The sequence below is a fragment of the Nocardia anaemiae NBRC 100462 genome, assembly GCF_001612725.1.
Taxonomy (GTDB): domain Bacteria; phylum Actinomycetota; class Actinomycetes; order Mycobacteriales; family Mycobacteriaceae; genus Nocardia; species Nocardia anaemiae.
Map to the genome: position 1 here is coordinate 186,911 of NZ_BDAZ01000025.1, position 14,778 is coordinate 201,688.

At 66.6% G+C, this 14,778-nt stretch carries 15 protein-coding genes and 1 pseudogene; 7 read left to right on the forward strand and 9 right to left on the reverse strand.

Features of this window, described 5'->3' with window-relative positions; all coding sequences use genetic code 11:
- The first annotated feature begins 64 nt into the window (after positions 1–64).
- A complete protein-coding gene (locus NA5_RS17085) occupies positions 65–1,582 on the forward strand; it encodes a cutinase family protein (RefSeq protein WP_062987104.1) in 1,518 nt (505 codons plus the stop codon).
- Between the two features lie 625 nt (positions 1,583–2,207).
- On the forward strand, positions 2,208–2,474 hold the full coding sequence (locus tag NA5_RS17090) for a hypothetical protein (protein ID WP_157110467.1): 267 nt from the start codon (positions 2,208–2,210) through the stop codon (positions 2,472–2,474).
- Positions 2,475–2,872: 398 nt separating this feature from the next.
- Here NA5_RS17090 and NA5_RS17095 read toward each other — a convergent pair whose 3' ends face one another.
- The gene (locus NA5_RS17095) at positions 2,873–3,523 is read right to left on the reverse strand and encodes a fumarylacetoacetate hydrolase family protein (RefSeq protein ID WP_062987228.1); all 651 of its coding nucleotides are present in this window, start codon (positions 3,521–3,523) and stop codon (positions 2,873–2,875) included.
- Between the two features lie 2 nt (positions 3,524–3,525).
- A complete protein-coding gene (locus NA5_RS17100) occupies positions 3,526–4,023 on the reverse strand; it encodes a MarR family winged helix-turn-helix transcriptional regulator (RefSeq protein ID WP_062987108.1) in 498 nt (165 codons plus the stop codon).
- A 71-nt stretch (positions 4,024–4,094) separates the two neighbouring features.
- Between NA5_RS17100 and NA5_RS17105 the strand changes: the two genes are divergently transcribed.
- On the forward strand, positions 4,095–4,736 hold the full coding sequence (locus NA5_RS17105; protein ID WP_062987110.1) for an MBL fold metallo-hydrolase: 642 nt from the start codon (positions 4,095–4,097) through the stop codon (positions 4,734–4,736).
- On the opposite strand, the gene NA5_RS17110 is transcribed toward NA5_RS17105, so the two are convergent.
- Entirely contained in the window at positions 4,737–5,003 is a 267-nt protein-coding gene (locus tag NA5_RS17110) for a hypothetical protein (RefSeq protein ID WP_218020104.1), read from the reverse strand. It abuts the gene before it with no gap.
- Between NA5_RS17110 and NA5_RS43205 the strand changes: the two are divergent.
- Positions 4,911–5,149, forward strand: a pseudogene (locus tag NA5_RS43205) (FAD-containing monooxygenase EthA); the annotation flags it as partial. The gene NA5_RS17110 and the pseudogene NA5_RS43205 overlap by 93 nt on opposite strands.
- Positions 5,150–5,230: 81 nt before the next feature.
- Here the strand turns inward: NA5_RS43205 and NA5_RS17115 are convergent.
- Complete coding sequence (locus NA5_RS17115) at positions 5,231–6,319, reverse strand: alkene reductase (protein WP_062987113.1); 1,089 nt, start codon at positions 6,317–6,319, stop codon at positions 5,231–5,233.
- 47 nt (positions 6,320–6,366) lie between these two features.
- On the opposite strand from NA5_RS17115, the gene NA5_RS17120 reads away from it, so the two are divergent.
- On the forward strand, positions 6,367–6,759 hold the full coding sequence (locus NA5_RS17120) for a MerR family transcriptional regulator (protein WP_062987116.1): 393 nt from the start codon (positions 6,367–6,369) through the stop codon (positions 6,757–6,759).
- 657 nt (positions 6,760–7,416) lie between these two features.
- Here the strand turns inward: NA5_RS17120 and NA5_RS17125 are convergent.
- Positions 7,417–9,417, reverse strand: a complete 2,001-nt coding sequence (locus NA5_RS17125) for a YhgE/Pip domain-containing protein (RefSeq protein WP_169811313.1) — start codon at positions 9,415–9,417, stop codon at positions 7,417–7,419.
- Between the two features lie 371 nt (positions 9,418–9,788).
- Here NA5_RS17125 and NA5_RS17130 point away from each other — a divergent pair, with 371 nt between their 5' ends.
- Positions 9,789–10,004, forward strand: coding sequence for an FCD domain-containing protein (locus NA5_RS17130; protein ID WP_062987120.1), 216 nt, complete (start codon positions 9,789–9,791; stop codon positions 10,002–10,004).
- 32 nt (positions 10,005–10,036) lie between these two features.
- On the opposite strand, the gene NA5_RS17135 is transcribed toward NA5_RS17130, so the two are convergent.
- From NA5_RS17135 to NA5_RS17145, 3 genes are read right to left on the reverse strand one after another with little or no spacing between them, the layout of a single operon-like run.
- Positions 10,037–11,050, reverse strand: a complete 1,014-nt coding sequence (locus NA5_RS17135; RefSeq protein WP_062987123.1) for an alpha/beta fold hydrolase — start codon at positions 11,048–11,050, stop codon at positions 10,037–10,039.
- A gap of 20 nt (positions 11,051–11,070) precedes the next feature.
- Positions 11,071–11,556, reverse strand: coding sequence for a DinB family protein (locus NA5_RS17140; RefSeq protein ID WP_062987125.1), 486 nt, complete (start codon positions 11,554–11,556; stop codon positions 11,071–11,073).
- A gap of 21 nt (positions 11,557–11,577) precedes the next feature.
- The gene (locus tag NA5_RS17145; protein ID WP_062987127.1) at positions 11,578–12,204 is read right to left on the reverse strand and encodes a class I SAM-dependent methyltransferase; all 627 of its coding nucleotides are present in this window, start codon (positions 12,202–12,204) and stop codon (positions 11,578–11,580) included.
- A gap of 87 nt (positions 12,205–12,291) precedes the next feature.
- On the opposite strand from NA5_RS17145, the gene NA5_RS17150 reads away from it, so the two are divergent.
- Positions 12,292–12,870, forward strand: coding sequence for a helix-turn-helix domain-containing protein (locus NA5_RS17150; protein ID WP_062987129.1), 579 nt, complete (start codon positions 12,292–12,294; stop codon positions 12,868–12,870).
- A gap of 1,271 nt (positions 12,871–14,141) precedes the next feature.
- On the opposite strand, the gene NA5_RS17165 is transcribed toward NA5_RS17150, so the two are convergent.
- Entirely contained in the window at positions 14,142–14,660 is a 519-nt protein-coding gene (locus NA5_RS17165; protein WP_062987135.1) for an IS5/IS1182 family transposase, read from the reverse strand.
- Positions 14,661–14,778: the final 118 nt, after the last annotated feature.

Consider the following 14,778-nt stretch of genomic DNA (forward strand, 5'->3'; position numbering starts at 1 on the left):
CTCGGCGACCACGAATCCCGGCACCGGGACACCGACTCCGACCCGGACAGGAGATCGCATCACCATGCGCACCCGCCACCACAGCCACTCTCGGACCGCCCGCATCCGCCGCTTCGCTCGTGGCCTGCTGTGTGCGGCCGTCGCCACCGCGACCGTCGTCGGGGCCGGTGCCGCCGCCGCAGACCCGACACCGGTCCCCGCCGCCGCGAACTGCCCACGCTGGACCGCGCTGCTGGTACCGGGCACATGGGAGACCACCCTGGCCGCCGACCCAGCGCGGCCGGTGGGAATGCTGGCACCGGTCGCCCAGGGCCTGGCCGCTCGCTACGGCAGCGATATCGACGTCCGCACCCTGGCCTACACCGCCGACGCCGCCCCCTACACCACCTCGCAAACCCAAGGCGCACAAGCACTCACCGCCACCCTCGCCCGATTGTGCTCGGGCACGCGAGTGGTGCTCGCCGGCTACTCCCAAGGCGCCGATATCGTCGGTGACCTCGCCACCGCGATCGGCAACAACCGAGGCCCGATACCCGCCTCCCGAGTCGTCGCGGTCGGACTCCTCTCCGACCCGCGCCGCGACCCCGCCACCGCCCAGCTCGGGGATCCCGTGTCCGGCCAGGGCATCGCCGGTCCCCGTTCCCAGGACTTCGGCGTTCTCACCGACCGTGTCCGCAGCGTGTGTGCCGAGGGTGACCTGTACTGCTCGACCTCGCCCCAGGCATCACCGGCCCTCGCCGCGGTGGGCCGTGCCGTGACCTCCATCCCGGCTCCGGCAGAGGGCGACCCCGCCCCGGCGGCGGACCGGCCCCCGGCCGGCACTGTGGCACCCACCACCTCCACCTCGCTCCCGGGCTCGACGTCGGCGGCGGTGCCCAGCGCAGGAACGGGCACGGCGGGGACGCTCCCGGCCTCGACCGGTCAACTGGACCCCTCCCAGGTGCTCGCGCAGGTGGTAACCGTGCTGGGTGGGCTGTCCGGGTTCGCCGCGAACGTGCCTGCCATCGTCAATGACCTCGCCCAGCTAACCGCGCTCGTCGCCACCGGCGACATCCCCGGCCTGCACCGGGTCGCCGGGGACCTGAACAACCAGTTCAACCCCCTCGTTCGCATGGTCGCCGGAATCGACCTGCATCTCGTGGCTCGCGCGTTGACGTTGGCCGCGCCGCTGGACCCCTCGGGCTGGGTCGGGGTGGCCGCTCAGATCGTCAGGCTCCTGGCGGGTCTCGACATCGCGCGGATCGCCACCGACATCGGCCAAGCACAGGAAATCGCCTGGAACGCCCTACAGAAACTCGCCGTCGGTGACCCCCTCGCCGCGGTGCTCACGCTGTCAGGAGTCGTCCCCGTCGCCACCGACATTCTCGCGGCCACAGCCTCCGCGTTCACCGGAACCCAGTTCGGCTCGCTCGCCGACACCTACACCGCCAGTCGGGCCACCGACACCGCGCTGGGCGATCTGGTCCGCCAGGGCAGCGACGCGGCCCGTTTCGCCGCCACCGGGGTCCACGCCAACGGCTACACAACCGCCACCACCGCGCTGCTGGACTGGCTCGAACACGCCATCGACCACACGAACTGAGCAGAATTGCCTCCGAGTCCTCTGTTGGAGGCGAACCCACTCGCAGCAGTGAACGCCGGGTTTGCGCGTCGTCACGACGCGTGCCGGATCTCGGTCTTGCTGTCGAACCGTGCGAGGCCGGACGAAAATGTCAGCAATGAAACCGCATTCGGATGACAGCTAGCAACTGCTTGGTGTCATCCGAATGTGCGGGTGATCGGCCTGGGTGACCAGATCGGTTCTGGGTGCAACATCCCGCGCCATGATGGGTGACTACCTCGCAGCCGTCGCCGATTATCAGCAGGCAGTCGACGGGTGTGCTCAAGGACTGAGTCCTCGCTGGCAGCCTGATGCGCAAGATCCCGGTCGGAGAGGGCTTTGATACTGAGGCGTTTCTCGTACGAGTACAGCTTGAAGGGCGATCCTTCCTCCTCGTCGAGGATCACGAGGACCTTCGGAAACTCGGAGCCTTGGTTCCGTGCTGTGTCGAGTACGGCGATTGCTCTTGAATATATTGAAAGTATCGAGCGACTTCCGTAGCGCCGCCGGGGCGCTGTCGGCTTGATAACGCCGTAGGCCCTCATCGGACACCCGCGCCGGATCGGGTGGATCTACTCCTCGCCCCGAGCGCGGGCAGCCTCACGGCTTGGGTTCGAGATCAGCGATTTCGTCCTACATCGACGATGTGGTCGACAGGTTCGCGCTGGCGCCGAAGATCCGGTTCGGCGCTGACGTCGTCGACCTGGCGTTCGATGGCGAAGACGGCGTATGGAACCCCACCGAAACACACATCCGCATCCACGCGGCATTCACCGTCGTCAACGATCTCGTCGTGACGCCGCACCTGCGGGCACTCGAACACATCGACCTCGCGATCAGGACGGTGTGCCGGGATCTCCTCTGCAACGACTGACTTCGTCCAGCGCAGGTTACGGACCACAATGTGGTTGTTGCACAATTTGGCACTGTGGCTGGTGACGATGGGTGAGGCTGGTGGATGTGGCGCCGCCGCGACCGCCCGGGCGCGACAGCTTTCGCGCGTGGTAGCCGCAAGAACGACCGCGAAGCTGCCACTGTAGCGAGTGTCGCTGCACTGCACGGAGATTGCCGACCGGCGCAGGCGGAAACAGACGCTGATGCGCTCGCGATGCTCAACGAACGGCGGAAGAACTTAGCGGGACCCGTCGGCCCATCTGTCCGTGACCTGAACCCCGCTGGCTGCGTCGGCCGTCCCAATGCCGCGCGAGCCGTCCACCAGCCCAGCGCGCAGGAACGTGGAGAAGGGTGCTGCATGTCTCGCGCGCCCGTCGCTCAGTGCTGCCCCTCGGCGGTCACCGGGTTGGTGAGACTTCCCACACCGGTGATCCTGACGGTGACCCGATCACCAGGCGACAGGGTGCCCGAGCCAGCGGGAGTTCCGGTCAGCACGATATCGCCGGGTTCCAGGGTCATCGCCGCGGTGATATAGGCGAGGAGCTCGCCGACCGGGGTGAGCATGTCCGCGGTGCGGCCCGACTGCCGCACTCTGCCGTTGACCAGGCATTCCACCCGCAGAGCAGTAACGTCGACGGACGCAGCCGCGACCATCGGTCCCAGCGGGCAGAAAGTGTCGAAGGACTTGGCGTAATCCGGCAGGCCCAGCTCGTCCTGAATGTCGCGAGCCGAAACGTCGTTGGCACAGCAGTATCCGGCGATGGCGTCCACTGCGGCGATGGCATCCACTCGCCGTATGCGGCGGCCGATGACGATCCCGAGTTCGGCTTCGTGTTCCACGCGGGAGGACTCCGGAGGTAGCACGATGGCCTCGCCGGGTCCGATAACAGTACCGGGCGCCTTGAAAAAGATCTGGGGTGTCTCGGCGGTCGCTCGACCCACTTCGGCGGCGTGCGCGGCGTAATTCAGACCGACGGCAACGATTTTTCCCGGGCGCGGAAGCGGTGCGGAGGCGGTCGTGCACCGCACGGTCACCACGCTCCGGTGAGAGGTTGGGACTCGGCCGCGGGCCGATAGATGTCGGCAACAGCTTCGGTTATCCGATCGATGAGCTGCAACGCATGCGCCAGCACCCGACGCTCGTCCTCGGTGAGGGTCCGGTGCAGTGCTTCGGCTAGCACGTGGACGCGCTCTCGTCGATCGGCATTGATAGCCGTGGTTCCCGCCGCCGTGAGCGCGAGGACCTTCTTGCGCGCGTCGCGCGGGTCGGGACCGGCGGCCACGAACCCCGCCTCGACGAGTTCCTTGACCGTCGTGGCCATGGTCTGGTGTCGGACTCCTCTGCTCGCCGCCAGGTCGGCGGTGGTCATCGGACCGCGCACGTCGAGCATGTCCAGCACCGCAGCGAGAATGGGGGCGAGCCGGTCGGCCACGCGCGTACTACGGACCAGGGCGCCGACCGCGAGCCGCAAATGGTTAGCCAATTCGTCGGCGGTAGGCGCCTGCGGGGTCGAGGACGTGTCGTTCATAGCACCAGTTTAGCCGATATGCAGCATGACCTGTACAGTAAAGCCTGTACATCTGAGCCGAGGAGCTGACCGTGCAATTGATAAAGCATGCCCATGCCTGCGTATCGCTGGTAGGAGACGGTGGCCGGATTGTTGTCGACCCGGGGACCTTCACCCCGGACGCGGCGGCGGTTGTTGCCGCCGCGGACGCGATCCTGATCACCCACGACCACCTCGATCACTTCGACGAGGCGGTGATCGACAACGCCCTGGAAACCCGCCCGGAGCTGCGGGTCTACGGACCAGCCGCCGCCGTCGGGCGTTGGGCTGACCGGCGTGACCAAGTCAGCGTTGTCGCCACCGGCGATCGTTTCACCGTGGCGGGCTTCGACGTTGCGGTGGTCGGTGACCGGCACGCCGAGATCCATACCGACATTCCCGCCGGCGCGAATGTCGGCTACCTAGTCGACGGCCGCGTCTACCACCCCGGTGACGCCTACCACGTCCCCTCCGCGCCGGTCGAGACGCTACTGCTGCCGACCAGCGGGCCCTGGACCAGGGTCGCGGCCGCGGTCGACTTTGTGCGCGAGATCGCACCGAAGCAGCTCATCCAGATCCACGAAATCATGCTCAGCGACATCGGGCAACAGTCGATGGCACGCTTTCTGAGCCCGGCCATGCTGAGCGAGGTCCCGCTGACCATCGTCCCTGTCTCCGATGCGATCACGGTTTAGCTAGGAGGCGGAAGACAACCGGCTTGTGGCCTGGCCCCAGGGCTGCGGCTCGACCACGTCGTCTCGGTCGACGGCTTCCTCCTCGAACCAGCCCGTCCCCGTGAGCCATGTCTCCAGCCACGCTGCGAGCCCGGCGGAGTCGAGGAACCAACACTGATCCCCCGATCCGTCGCTATCCGGGTTCGGCTCGAAGAGCAAGACCTGACCATCCTCGCTGAAGCAGTTAACACCGGCGTACATGCCGCAGCCCCAGGTCAGGATCGGCACGACGCCGTCCGGCCACTCCGGGTACGCACCTGGGATCTGTTCCGTCCCTGGGAATCCGCTCGGATTCGGACATGTTCACCCTCGGCTATCCGTTCAAACCGTGGCGTGACGCTGAGTCGATCGCCGATGGTCTGTCGATCCCGCGATGTACGGTCGGCGATCACGCTCGCGACACGAACCCGCCGACCGCGCCCCACGGAGCATCCGGTATCGGCCGGTCTGATGGACTACGTCGCCTGATGCCGGTAGGCGGAGTAGTCGAGGTAACCCTTGTCGCCGCCGGCGTAATAGGTCGCCTCGTCGGCCTCGTCGAGCGGAAGGTCGGATCGCAGGCGCTCGACCAGGTCGGGGTTGGCCAGGAACGCCCGCCCGAAGCTGATCACATCCGCACCCAGCTCGAGCCAGTGATCGGCGGCCTTGCGGTCGGCAGGAGTGGCACCCAACGGGTTCGAGGGATTCACGATCAGGGTGCCGGGCCATGCTCGGCGCAGCTCGACCAGGATCTCCTCGTCGGTGGTCGCCTCCAGGTGCACGTACGCCAGATTGTGTTGGGCGAGCTCAGCCAATAGCGCGCCGTACAGCTCGGGGATGTCTTCCTCGATCGCGTCCCAGATTCCCGCACCGGGACTGAGACGGATGCCGACCCGGTCGCCGCCGATCGCTTCCACGGCGCCCTCTACGGCCTCGACGGCGAAACGGATCCGACCGGTGATCGAGCCACCGTAACGGTCGGTTCGCTGATTGGCATTGCTGGAGAGGAACTGCCCGATGAGGTAGCCGTTGGCGCCGTGCAGCTCGACTCCGTCGAAACCTGCCTCGATCGCCCTACTCGCCGCTGCCGCGTACGACAGGGCCTCGTGGGCGACTTCGGCAGTATCGAGCGCGCGGGGGACGGGTGCCGGCTGCGGCGCTGTCGGGGTGAAGACCATCGCGTCACGCGCGGCGATGGCCGAGGGGCCGACGGGTTGCAGGCCGGTGGTGTCCGGGTGGCTGATCCGTCCGCCGTGCATGATCTGAGCGAAGATCCGTCCGCCATTCGCGTGGGTCGCCGCGGTGACTTGTCGCCACGACTCGACCTGGGCGTCGGTGTACAGTCCAGGCGTCATTGGGTTGGATTGGCCGATCAGGCTGGGCTGGGTGCCCTCGGTGATGATCAGCCCAGCGGTCGCACGCTGCGCGTAGTACGTCGCCATCGATGCTGTCGCCAGGCCGTCGGCGTTGGAGCGCACGCGTGACATCGGAGCCATCGCGATCCGGTTCGGGAGCCGAAGGCCCGCGAGGTCATAGGAGTCGAACAGTGTTGTCTCGGTTGGCATGCCTCGACGGTAAGACCTACCATTGACGTCAGAGGCAAGTGCTTGCGATGGAGGTCACAGTGCGGATCGGTCAGCTGGCAGAGCAGGCAGGGGTGAGTGTCCGTTCACTGCGCTACTACGAAGAACAGGGACTGCTGACCAGCACGCGCAGCCCCAGCGGCCAACGGACCTACGTGGACGGCGCTGTCGAGCGGGTCCGCCTGCTCCAGCGCCTGTATGCCGCCGGACTGTCGAGCCGCACCATCGTTGGGCTGCTCCCGTGCGTCGACTCACCGAGCGCCGAGCAGTCCGACGAGACCTGGGCGCTCCTGCTGGAGGAACGTGCGCGCCTCGATGCGCACATCTCCGACCTGCTCCAGGCCCGCGATGCCCTGGACGGGCTCGTCACGACGAACCGCCGCCATCGCGAGACCTTCGTCGACCAGGTCGACGCTCTCTGACCGCGAGCGCGCTGGTGTATCAACTCCAATGAGCGGTTCCGGCTCGACGTGACCACTCGACTGGAGGAGACCGGTTCGAGGTCGGATCGCTTCAACTGGTGGCCGTCCTCAAGCCGATGCCGGGACTGTCGAAACCCGCACCACGTCTATATCGGCCGGATCCCGCGTCAGGTCGGCGCTCCCACCGACGCCGAGGAGGCCGCCGACCTGGTGTGGGTGCCGCTGACCGAGACGCGCGAGCGGGCCGCGCCCTGGTTCAGGATGCCCAGCCACGGCTGGATACCGCCGTCGTCGGGGCTTGTCAGGTCGTCGTGGGTGGTGCACGCCCGGCAGCGTGCACGCCCGTCGTCGTTTAGAACTGCAACTGCACTCAGGTGGTTCGTTGCTGGTAGACCTGTGCCACGTGCAGCCGATGTGTGTCGGACCGGTCACCCTCATCCCGGCCCGCGCTGCAGTCCCCACCCGGTACGTGGGTACCCGCCCCTGAATCTAGATGTACTGACATGAGAGGTTGGTGACTCGGTGGCTGGAAGGACGTCCTGGTCGAGGGCTTCGGGCCTCGGTCGAATGTGAGGGTTTGGCTCAACAGCGCAGCAGATCTCGGGGTTGACGAGACGAGGCCGGGGGAGCTTCGGTTGAGTTTGTTGGGGCAGCAGCTCAGGCGGGCACCGTGAATTCGTCGGCGGCGCCGAGGGGTTTGGGTCTGCTGCCGGTCGTTGCACGCAGCCGTAGATATTGTGCAGAGACCGCGATCGTGAGGGTGAGCGCGGTCATTGCGGTCAGCATCATAACCGAGATCCAGAACATCTGGTCGTAAAGGCCTATGTCGCAACGGATGATGGCGCGCCGCGCAAAGGTGAGTGGGCTGATATCGGCGAACGGCTTGAATGCCAAGGGAGTGGTGCCGAGTGGGAACACGCCACCGAATGCGAACAGGCCGAACATGTAGAAACTGAACGCTGCGATGCTGCCCGCGACGCGCCCAACGACAACGATGAACATGTGCGTGGTGACCGCGGCAGTGATACCGACGAGAACCACGACAGCAATCATGGTGGCCCAGTTGTTCGGTTCCCATCCAATCGATTTGCCGTATGCCGCAGTGGCGCCGGCCGCGACGATTCCCCACACCGCACCGATCAGCGTCTTGTCGACCACTGAGCGTAGTGCACGGCGTCGCAGCGAGCCGGGTTGTGTGCTTGCCCGCGACGGTTTCAGCAGCATCCAGGCGACGATGACGGTGAGGAATGTTCCTAGGACCACGATGACCGGGCCTGCGCCGCCGGCAAGAACTTTTTGGCTGCGATCGCCGTTGACGACCCGTTGGGCGGGCTCCTGGTTGGAGATGTTCATCGAGAACGGCTGGCTGAACATGCTGGCCGAGGCGTTCGGGTCGGCGATGTGGGGTGCGGCTGCCGACCCGTCGGTGAGTCCGGCGTCGAGTTGGTGCATACCGTTGTCGAGCTGTTCGGCGCCGTCCTTGAGCTGGTGGCCGCCGGTGGCGAGCTGCCCGAGTCCGGTGGTGAGCTGCTTGGTTCCCTGATCGAGTGCTTGCGTGCCGTCGCGTAGCTGTCCTGCGCCCTGTGCCAGTGCCAGCATCCCGGCGCGGTAGTCGGCGTTGGGGTCGGTGAGTTGCCGGGCGAGTTCGCGTGTGCCGTCGCGTAGTTGGGTGATCTGGGAAGTGATGCTGTCGGGGTTGGTTTGGCGGACCTGGTTGAGCAGTGATCGTAGTTGTGTGACGGCGGAGGCCATCGCCGGATCGGAACTGGGGGCCAGTTTGTCCAGCAGAGAATCCAGCTGGGTGGCGAGCTGATCGAACGGGGTGAGTGCGGCCAGGAGCGGTGCGGCGATCTGGTCGACTCCGTCGCGGATCTGGGCGGCCCCGTTACCAAGTTGGTCTGTGCCACCGACGAGTTGGGTCGCTCCGGTGACCAACTGTGTGGCCCCGTTGCTGAGCTGGCCGGTGCCGTCGGCGAGTTGAGTGCTGCCGGTCAGTGCTTGATCGAGCCCGGTAGCCAGTTGTGCTGATCCGTCGGCGAGTTGTGCGGTGCCGTCCGCGAGTTGAGTTGCGCCGTGGGCGGCGTCGCCGAATCCGGAGCCGAGACTGTTGATGCCGATGAGGACCTGGGTGGCGAACTCCCGCCCGATCGAAGCGGTGATTTGCCGTTGTGCTTGTGCGATGATGCTGTCGGCTACCAGGGATCCGAATGTTCCATTGAAGTCGTTGTACCAGACATTGATTCGTGCGGGCGTGGGTTTGGGGTCGGTGACGGTGAGAATGTCGCGAGTGAAATCGCGAGGAATGACGACGGAGAAGGCGTAGCGGGACTCCCGTAGTCCGGCCACTGCTTCGGCGCTGGAGACGCGATGGAATTCCACGTCTTTGCCCGAGGCGAGCCCGTCCAAGATCTGGGCACCGAGGTTTTCGGGTTTGCCATTGTCGATGCCGCCGACGTCGTCGCTGGCGACTGCCACCGGGACGTGTTTGAGATATACCTCGGGATCCCACATGACCCACATGTAGACAGCAGACACCAACGTTGGTACCACGAGCCCGAGAACCAGCAGCGCTCGTAGCAGACCTGGCCTACTCGGCGGGTCAGCTCGGAGAACGCGCAGTCCGTCGATGACTCGCCCTGTGATGGAATTACCTGCCATGACGGCCCTTCCAGCACCGATCGGGCACAAGTGGCCCGCGGCGCGCATGCCCTGAAACTTGGAGATCCGCGGGCCTTGCTGTGGGCACGATCGGACTTGGCAAGACACTAATCAGACGCGTGTGCATTCGGTGACCAAGTCAGACAGTGTGGCAGTTAAGACCCACCCGATGGCGCGATTTCCCCCATGGCGGCAAGACGACGGATTTTACCGTAACCGGCTCGTCACCGCGACGAAATAGCGGGCGATCCGATGACCTAGCGATCGCAGCTGTCCAGAAATCGTCCCACCGTGACATGTATGGGCACGCCGTACAGCACAGATATCGACCGATACGACGACCACCGGCTTCGCGTTCTGAGCACGAGGGCATGCTGGGAACCTTCGACCGGCTGCGGGTCGCGAGCGAGCTGACCCGCCGCTGGTCGGCACACCGCGACCCCGACCGCGACAGCATCGACGAGCATCGCCGATTGGAGGAGGCGGCGCTGGCCCGTGACACCGACACCGCCGCCGACATACTGACCCGACACCTCACCCTGACCATGGCCGCACTGGCAGAGCAAGAAACCTGGCATCGACCATGACGGAGGTCGCCCTCCGACCGGGCCGGATGTCGTCAGTCGAGGAAATGTTCGAGCTCTGCGGTGACGAACTGGGGATTCTCCTCGACGAGCCAGTGCCCCGCGTGCGGAACGTCAACTGCTGCCACGATATTGGTCAGGCGCGCAGAGACCGTGGCTCGGATCGCGTCGAGTTGGCCCTGGGCGGTCATGAGCAGGGTCGGGACCGATGTCGGTAGATCGGCCACGGTGTCGCGGACGTCCTTGTCGAGAGCGCGGTAGAGCTCGAAGCCGCCCGAGAGTGCCGCGGGCCTGCTGTAGGTGCGGGCGAATTCGTCGATCTCGGCGTCGGTGAACGGGGACCGCTCCGAGGTGCCGCCGAATGCCGTGCCGCCGAAGGAGACCTGCGGGTAGAACATGGCCAGATACTCGCGGACATGGTCGCCGACGATCGCTTCGGGGACCTGTGGCTGGGAGTGGAAGGCGATGTGCCAGCTCAGCGTGCGGTAGGTGCGTGCATCGATCGCGGGGCCGGGGAGCGGCAGGTCGAGGTAGCCGAGGCGGGCGGTGTCGGCGGGGAACTGGTCGGCGTACTCGAACGCGACGGCGGCGCCGAAGTCGTGTCCGACGACCTGGGCGTCCCGCACGCCGAGCCGGTCGGCGATCAGGGTGTGCGCGTACCGGGCGAGGGTGGCCTTGTCGTAGCCGGTCGGTGCGCCGGTGCTGTCACCCAGTCCGGGGAGGTCGACGGCGTAGACGGTGTGGTGTTCGGCGAGCGCGGGCATGATCGGCCACCAGCCGTACCAGGTCTGGGGCCAGCCGTGGATCAGCACCACCGGGCTGCCGTGGCCGCCGGTCACATAGTGCATGCGAACGCCGTCTACGTCGGCGAACTTGTGCTGAAAAGTGTTCTCGAACTGGGGATCCCCGTGCGTGGCCGCGGCGTAGGAGGGGACGGCGGGGGTAGTCGTGGAGCAGGCCGCGGTCCCCATCGTGAGCAGGATCGCGAGGATGGTGGCGACCGCGCGCGTGGAGCGGAGCAAGCCGTGCGGCCGGGTTGCGGTGATCATGTGGTCCTGTCCTAATGAAGTCAGCGGCCGGTCGTGCCGTCGAATAGTTCGCGGAGGATGTCGGCGTGGCCCGCGTGGCGGCCGGTCTCCTCGATCATGTGGGTGAGTGCCCAGCGGAGGCTGGGAGCGGAACGGCCCGGCCGCGGCACCGGTGCGCCGAGATCGGTGCAGCCGTCGAGTATTTCGTTGGCCCGCTCGACCGCCTCGCGATAGCGGGCGACGACGTCGGCCACGGTGTCGGTCGGTGCGGCCTGGAACGTTGCCTGCCAGTTGGTGACCCGGTCTCCGAGGAACATCGAGCGCTCGACGAAGGTGAGATGCCGGAGCAGGCCGAGCAGGTTCGTGCCCGACGCCACCGCGGCCGTTCGTACCTGCGGTTCGGGGGCGCCCTCGACCTTCGCGGCGATCGTGGCCCGCAGATAGTCGAGAAAGCCGCGCAGCACCTCGGCCTCGCTGCTTCCGGTGCGGGGCGGCGGAGTGTCGTTGCGGCGCTTGATGGTTGGCACGATGGTCTCCTTCGCAGGGGGTTAGGCGGTGCGGCGGATGAGCAGGACGTGGTCGGTGACCTCGGCGGTGCGCCCGTCCGGTCCCGTCGCGGTACGGCGGGGCGCGTTGGCGCGCTCGACCGTCCACGTCGCCGGATCCAGGTCCATCCCGGCCGCGACCTCATGCGGGGACGGGTACCGGACGTCGGGATCCTGATTCCACGACCAGGGCGCGGTCGAGCCGTGGTCGACGACCAGCAGCCGCCCGCCCAGCCGCAGCGCGTAGGCGGCCAGGCGCAGGACGGACGCTCGGTCGAGGTCGAACGGGGTGGGCAGGTAATGCGCGGAGACCAGGTCGAACCGCCCGCCGGGAAAGGACTCGCGCAGGTCGTGCCGCTCGCCGGCGATCCGGTCGTGCAGGCCGTGCGCGCGTGCGAGGCCGGCGAGCCGCTCGATCGCCACGGCCGAGATGTCAACTGCGGTCACCCGCCAACCGCGCCGGGCGAGCCATAACGCGTCGCCGCCGTCGCCGCAGCCGAGGTCCAAGACGTCGCCCGGTGGCATATCCGGAACCGTCTCGGCGAGCAGAACATTCGGGCGCGGGTCCGCGGGCGCCGGCCGGTCGGCGTACACGCCGTCCCAGAACGTAACCGCATCGGTGGTGGCCATCAAAACTCCTATTGTCGGAATAGGCTCAGTCTCATCCGGTGCACCACGATCTGACACGCAATCTTGCGGTTCCGGCAAGATGGGCGCATGGACCCCGAAACAGATGACGTGCTCGACGCGGTCGGCCCGCGGCTGCGTGCGTTACGGCGCGAGCGCGGCATCACCCTCGCCGACCTCGCGACGACGACCGGCGTCTCCGAGAGCACACTGTCCCGGCTGGAGAGCGGGCAGCGCCGGGCAACCCTCGAGTTGCTGCTGCCGCTCGCTCGCACCTACGACGTGCCGTTGGACGACCTCGTCGGTGCGCCCCGCACCGGCGATCCCCGAATCCATCTGAAACCGATCCGGCGGTTCGGGATGATCTTCGTGCCGCTGTCCCGGCGGCCTGGCGGGGTGCACGCGTTCAAGATGATCATTCCCGCGCGTCCGGCGCCGCTGGAGCCGACGCCGCAGACGCACGACGGCTTCGAGTGGCTGTATGTGCTCGACGGCCGCCTCCGATTGGTAGTCGGCGAGCGCGACCTGACCTTGCCGCCCGGCGAGGCCGCGGAATTCGACACCTCCCTACCGCACTGGCTGGGCAGCGCCGACGGCGGCACGGTCGAGCTGCTCATCCTGTTCGGCGTGCAGGGTCTGCGATCGCATGTACACGCCGCCCCTCGGTGAGCCTCACGCGGCGCCGAGGCGACCAGGTCGCTGATCGGATATGGGGGTCCCAGTAGGAACGGAACAGAGAACCGGTGTAGCTGTCAGAATTTTTGGGGCGCTTCATCCTCCGTTCCCGACGCTACGACGAGGCTGCGAGTGAGCGGTCAGACTGCGGTGCTGGCGGCTTCCTGGAGGGCCTGCCGGAGCTGGTCGAGACCGGGGCCCCGGCCGGGGTGCGGTAGATCCGGCAGGAGAGCGAGGGCGCGCGCGGTGCCACCCAACGCGTCACCAGACTCAGGGGCGGACTTCTTGTACTGCGGCTTCGGCTCGTGCCTCGAGGATCGCGAGGAGGACCATGCGGCACACGGACATGCCAGGCAGGTGTCCGGGGAGCGTCAGCACGGAGTGTGCCTCGGCTCGCCGGCATTCCCGGACGAGATCGACGAACGCTGGGGGCAGTGTCGCGTTCTGTGGTGCCGGCTCGTGGAATACGGTGCCCAGCGCATACCCGAGTGATCTGGCGGCAGCCCGCAGTATGTTGTCGGCGGACTTCGGGTCGCGGTCACTCAGCAGATCGTCGCGCACGTATCCGTAGGCAAGAGGTAATAAAGCAGTCATCGAAGCGCACGGCTTGCCACTCAGGTCGCAGCCGCCTCCTGCCGGTGGTTCCCCGTTGCAACGATCTCGCGGGACACACGCCACAACGGTGGCTGCCGTGGATCGGCGCCGACTTTGAAGACCGGACACCTGTTCTGGCGGGGACTCAGCTGGAAGTGCACACCGGACGAGGGAACCCACTCGAGATCCTCGAACGCGCAGGCGGAACACGCGCAGGTCAGAGGCCCGAAGAGCTTATCGCAGGCCACGAAACGACGGATCGGCAAAGTGTCTTCGACACAACGGGCGCTGTCGTCGCTGACACTGTCTGGGTACTGGGCATTCGATGAGAACATGAAAGCCTCCGCGGGACGGTGCTGGTGGATTTCGTTTCAGCATCGTCCGTCCGGAGTACTCCCACGAGGGTCGAATGACCGGGGACATACCTGTTTTCTCGGGCGGGCCTTCGTCGGCGCAGGCGTAACAGGTCATTCCGCGAATCGTCATGCGGAGATATTGCGCATCCTGAGCTGACACGTCGCTTCAGGCCGGTTCGGTTCCGGTCCTGGCGACCACTTTCCTCGACGTCTGTTGGCGCCGCGGAGGTGTCGTGTATTCCTTGAACTGCCGCGCCCCTTGTACGGAGTGAGCAGGCCGTCGATACCGTGATAGCCCTGGTCCGCCAGGACGATCTATCCGCCGCGCTCGAGCTCGGCCACGATCTGCCAGATCCAGGCGGCCTTCGTATCGTGCACGCTGTCGGGCGATGCACCCGACACCCACACGACATCCCCGTCGGGTGTGGCGATGACCTGCACGTTCATCCCGTGGTGGCGGTGTCCTCCCGAGTAGTAGGGCCGGTCGGCGGCCACCCGCTCGATCGGGATCAGCGTTCCGTCCAGGATCAGATAGGCGTGCCCGTCGGTTTCCGCCTGCTTCAGCGCCGACCGCAACTTCGGGGCACGGGCAGCCAGCAATTCCACGGTCTCGCCGACGTAACGCCATGCGGTGGTCGTCGAGAGGTCGAACCCGCCCCCGAGACCGGCGTAGGTCTCGGCTTGACGCAGGTGGCCCAGCACGAGCAGGGCTTGCCGGCCCGGGTCGAGCTTGCGCCAGGCCGAGCCGATCGCGCGGCGGTGCCGACGGATCAGCCCGGCGACGAAGTGAAAAGTCCGACGTGACAACGGCAGCGCGGAACAGTAGAACAACACGTGAAGCCTCTGGTACTCAGCAGTTTTGGTCGACAGCTGATTTACCAGGGGCTTCGCCCATCCTCACACTGACACGCCATACCAATCACACTGAGGCACAGCCTCCTTCAGTCAGGAT

Excerpts from the sequence above, each read along its gene's own strand:
- NA5_RS17085 (WP_062987104.1), top strand. The coding sequence starts at position 65 with ATGCGCACCCGCCACCACAGCCACTCTCGGACCGCCCGCATCCGCCGC.
- NA5_RS17100 (WP_062987108.1), bottom strand. The coding sequence starts at position 4,023 with ATGAACGACACGTCCTCGACCCCGCAGGCGCCTACCGCCGACGAATTG.
- NA5_RS17115 (WP_062987113.1), bottom strand. The coding sequence starts at position 6,319 with ATGCCAACCGAGACAACACTGTTCGACTCCTATGACCTCGCGGGCCTT.
- NA5_RS17120 (WP_062987116.1), top strand. The coding sequence starts at position 6,367 with ATGGAGGTCACAGTGCGGATCGGTCAGCTGGCAGAGCAGGCAGGGGTG.
- NA5_RS17125 (WP_169811313.1), bottom strand. The coding sequence starts at position 9,417 with ATGGCAGGTAATTCCATCACAGGGCGAGTCATCGACGGACTGCGCGTT.
- NA5_RS17130 (WP_062987120.1), top strand. The coding sequence starts at position 9,789 with ATGCTGGGAACCTTCGACCGGCTGCGGGTCGCGAGCGAGCTGACCCGC.
- NA5_RS17135 (WP_062987123.1), bottom strand. The coding sequence starts at position 11,050 with ATGATCACCGCAACCCGGCCGCACGGCTTGCTCCGCTCCACGCGCGCG.
- NA5_RS17145 (WP_062987127.1), bottom strand. The coding sequence starts at position 12,204 with ATGGCCACCACCGATGCGGTTACGTTCTGGGACGGCGTGTACGCCGAC.
- NA5_RS17150 (WP_062987129.1), top strand. The coding sequence starts at position 12,292 with ATGGACCCCGAAACAGATGACGTGCTCGACGCGGTCGGCCCGCGGCTG.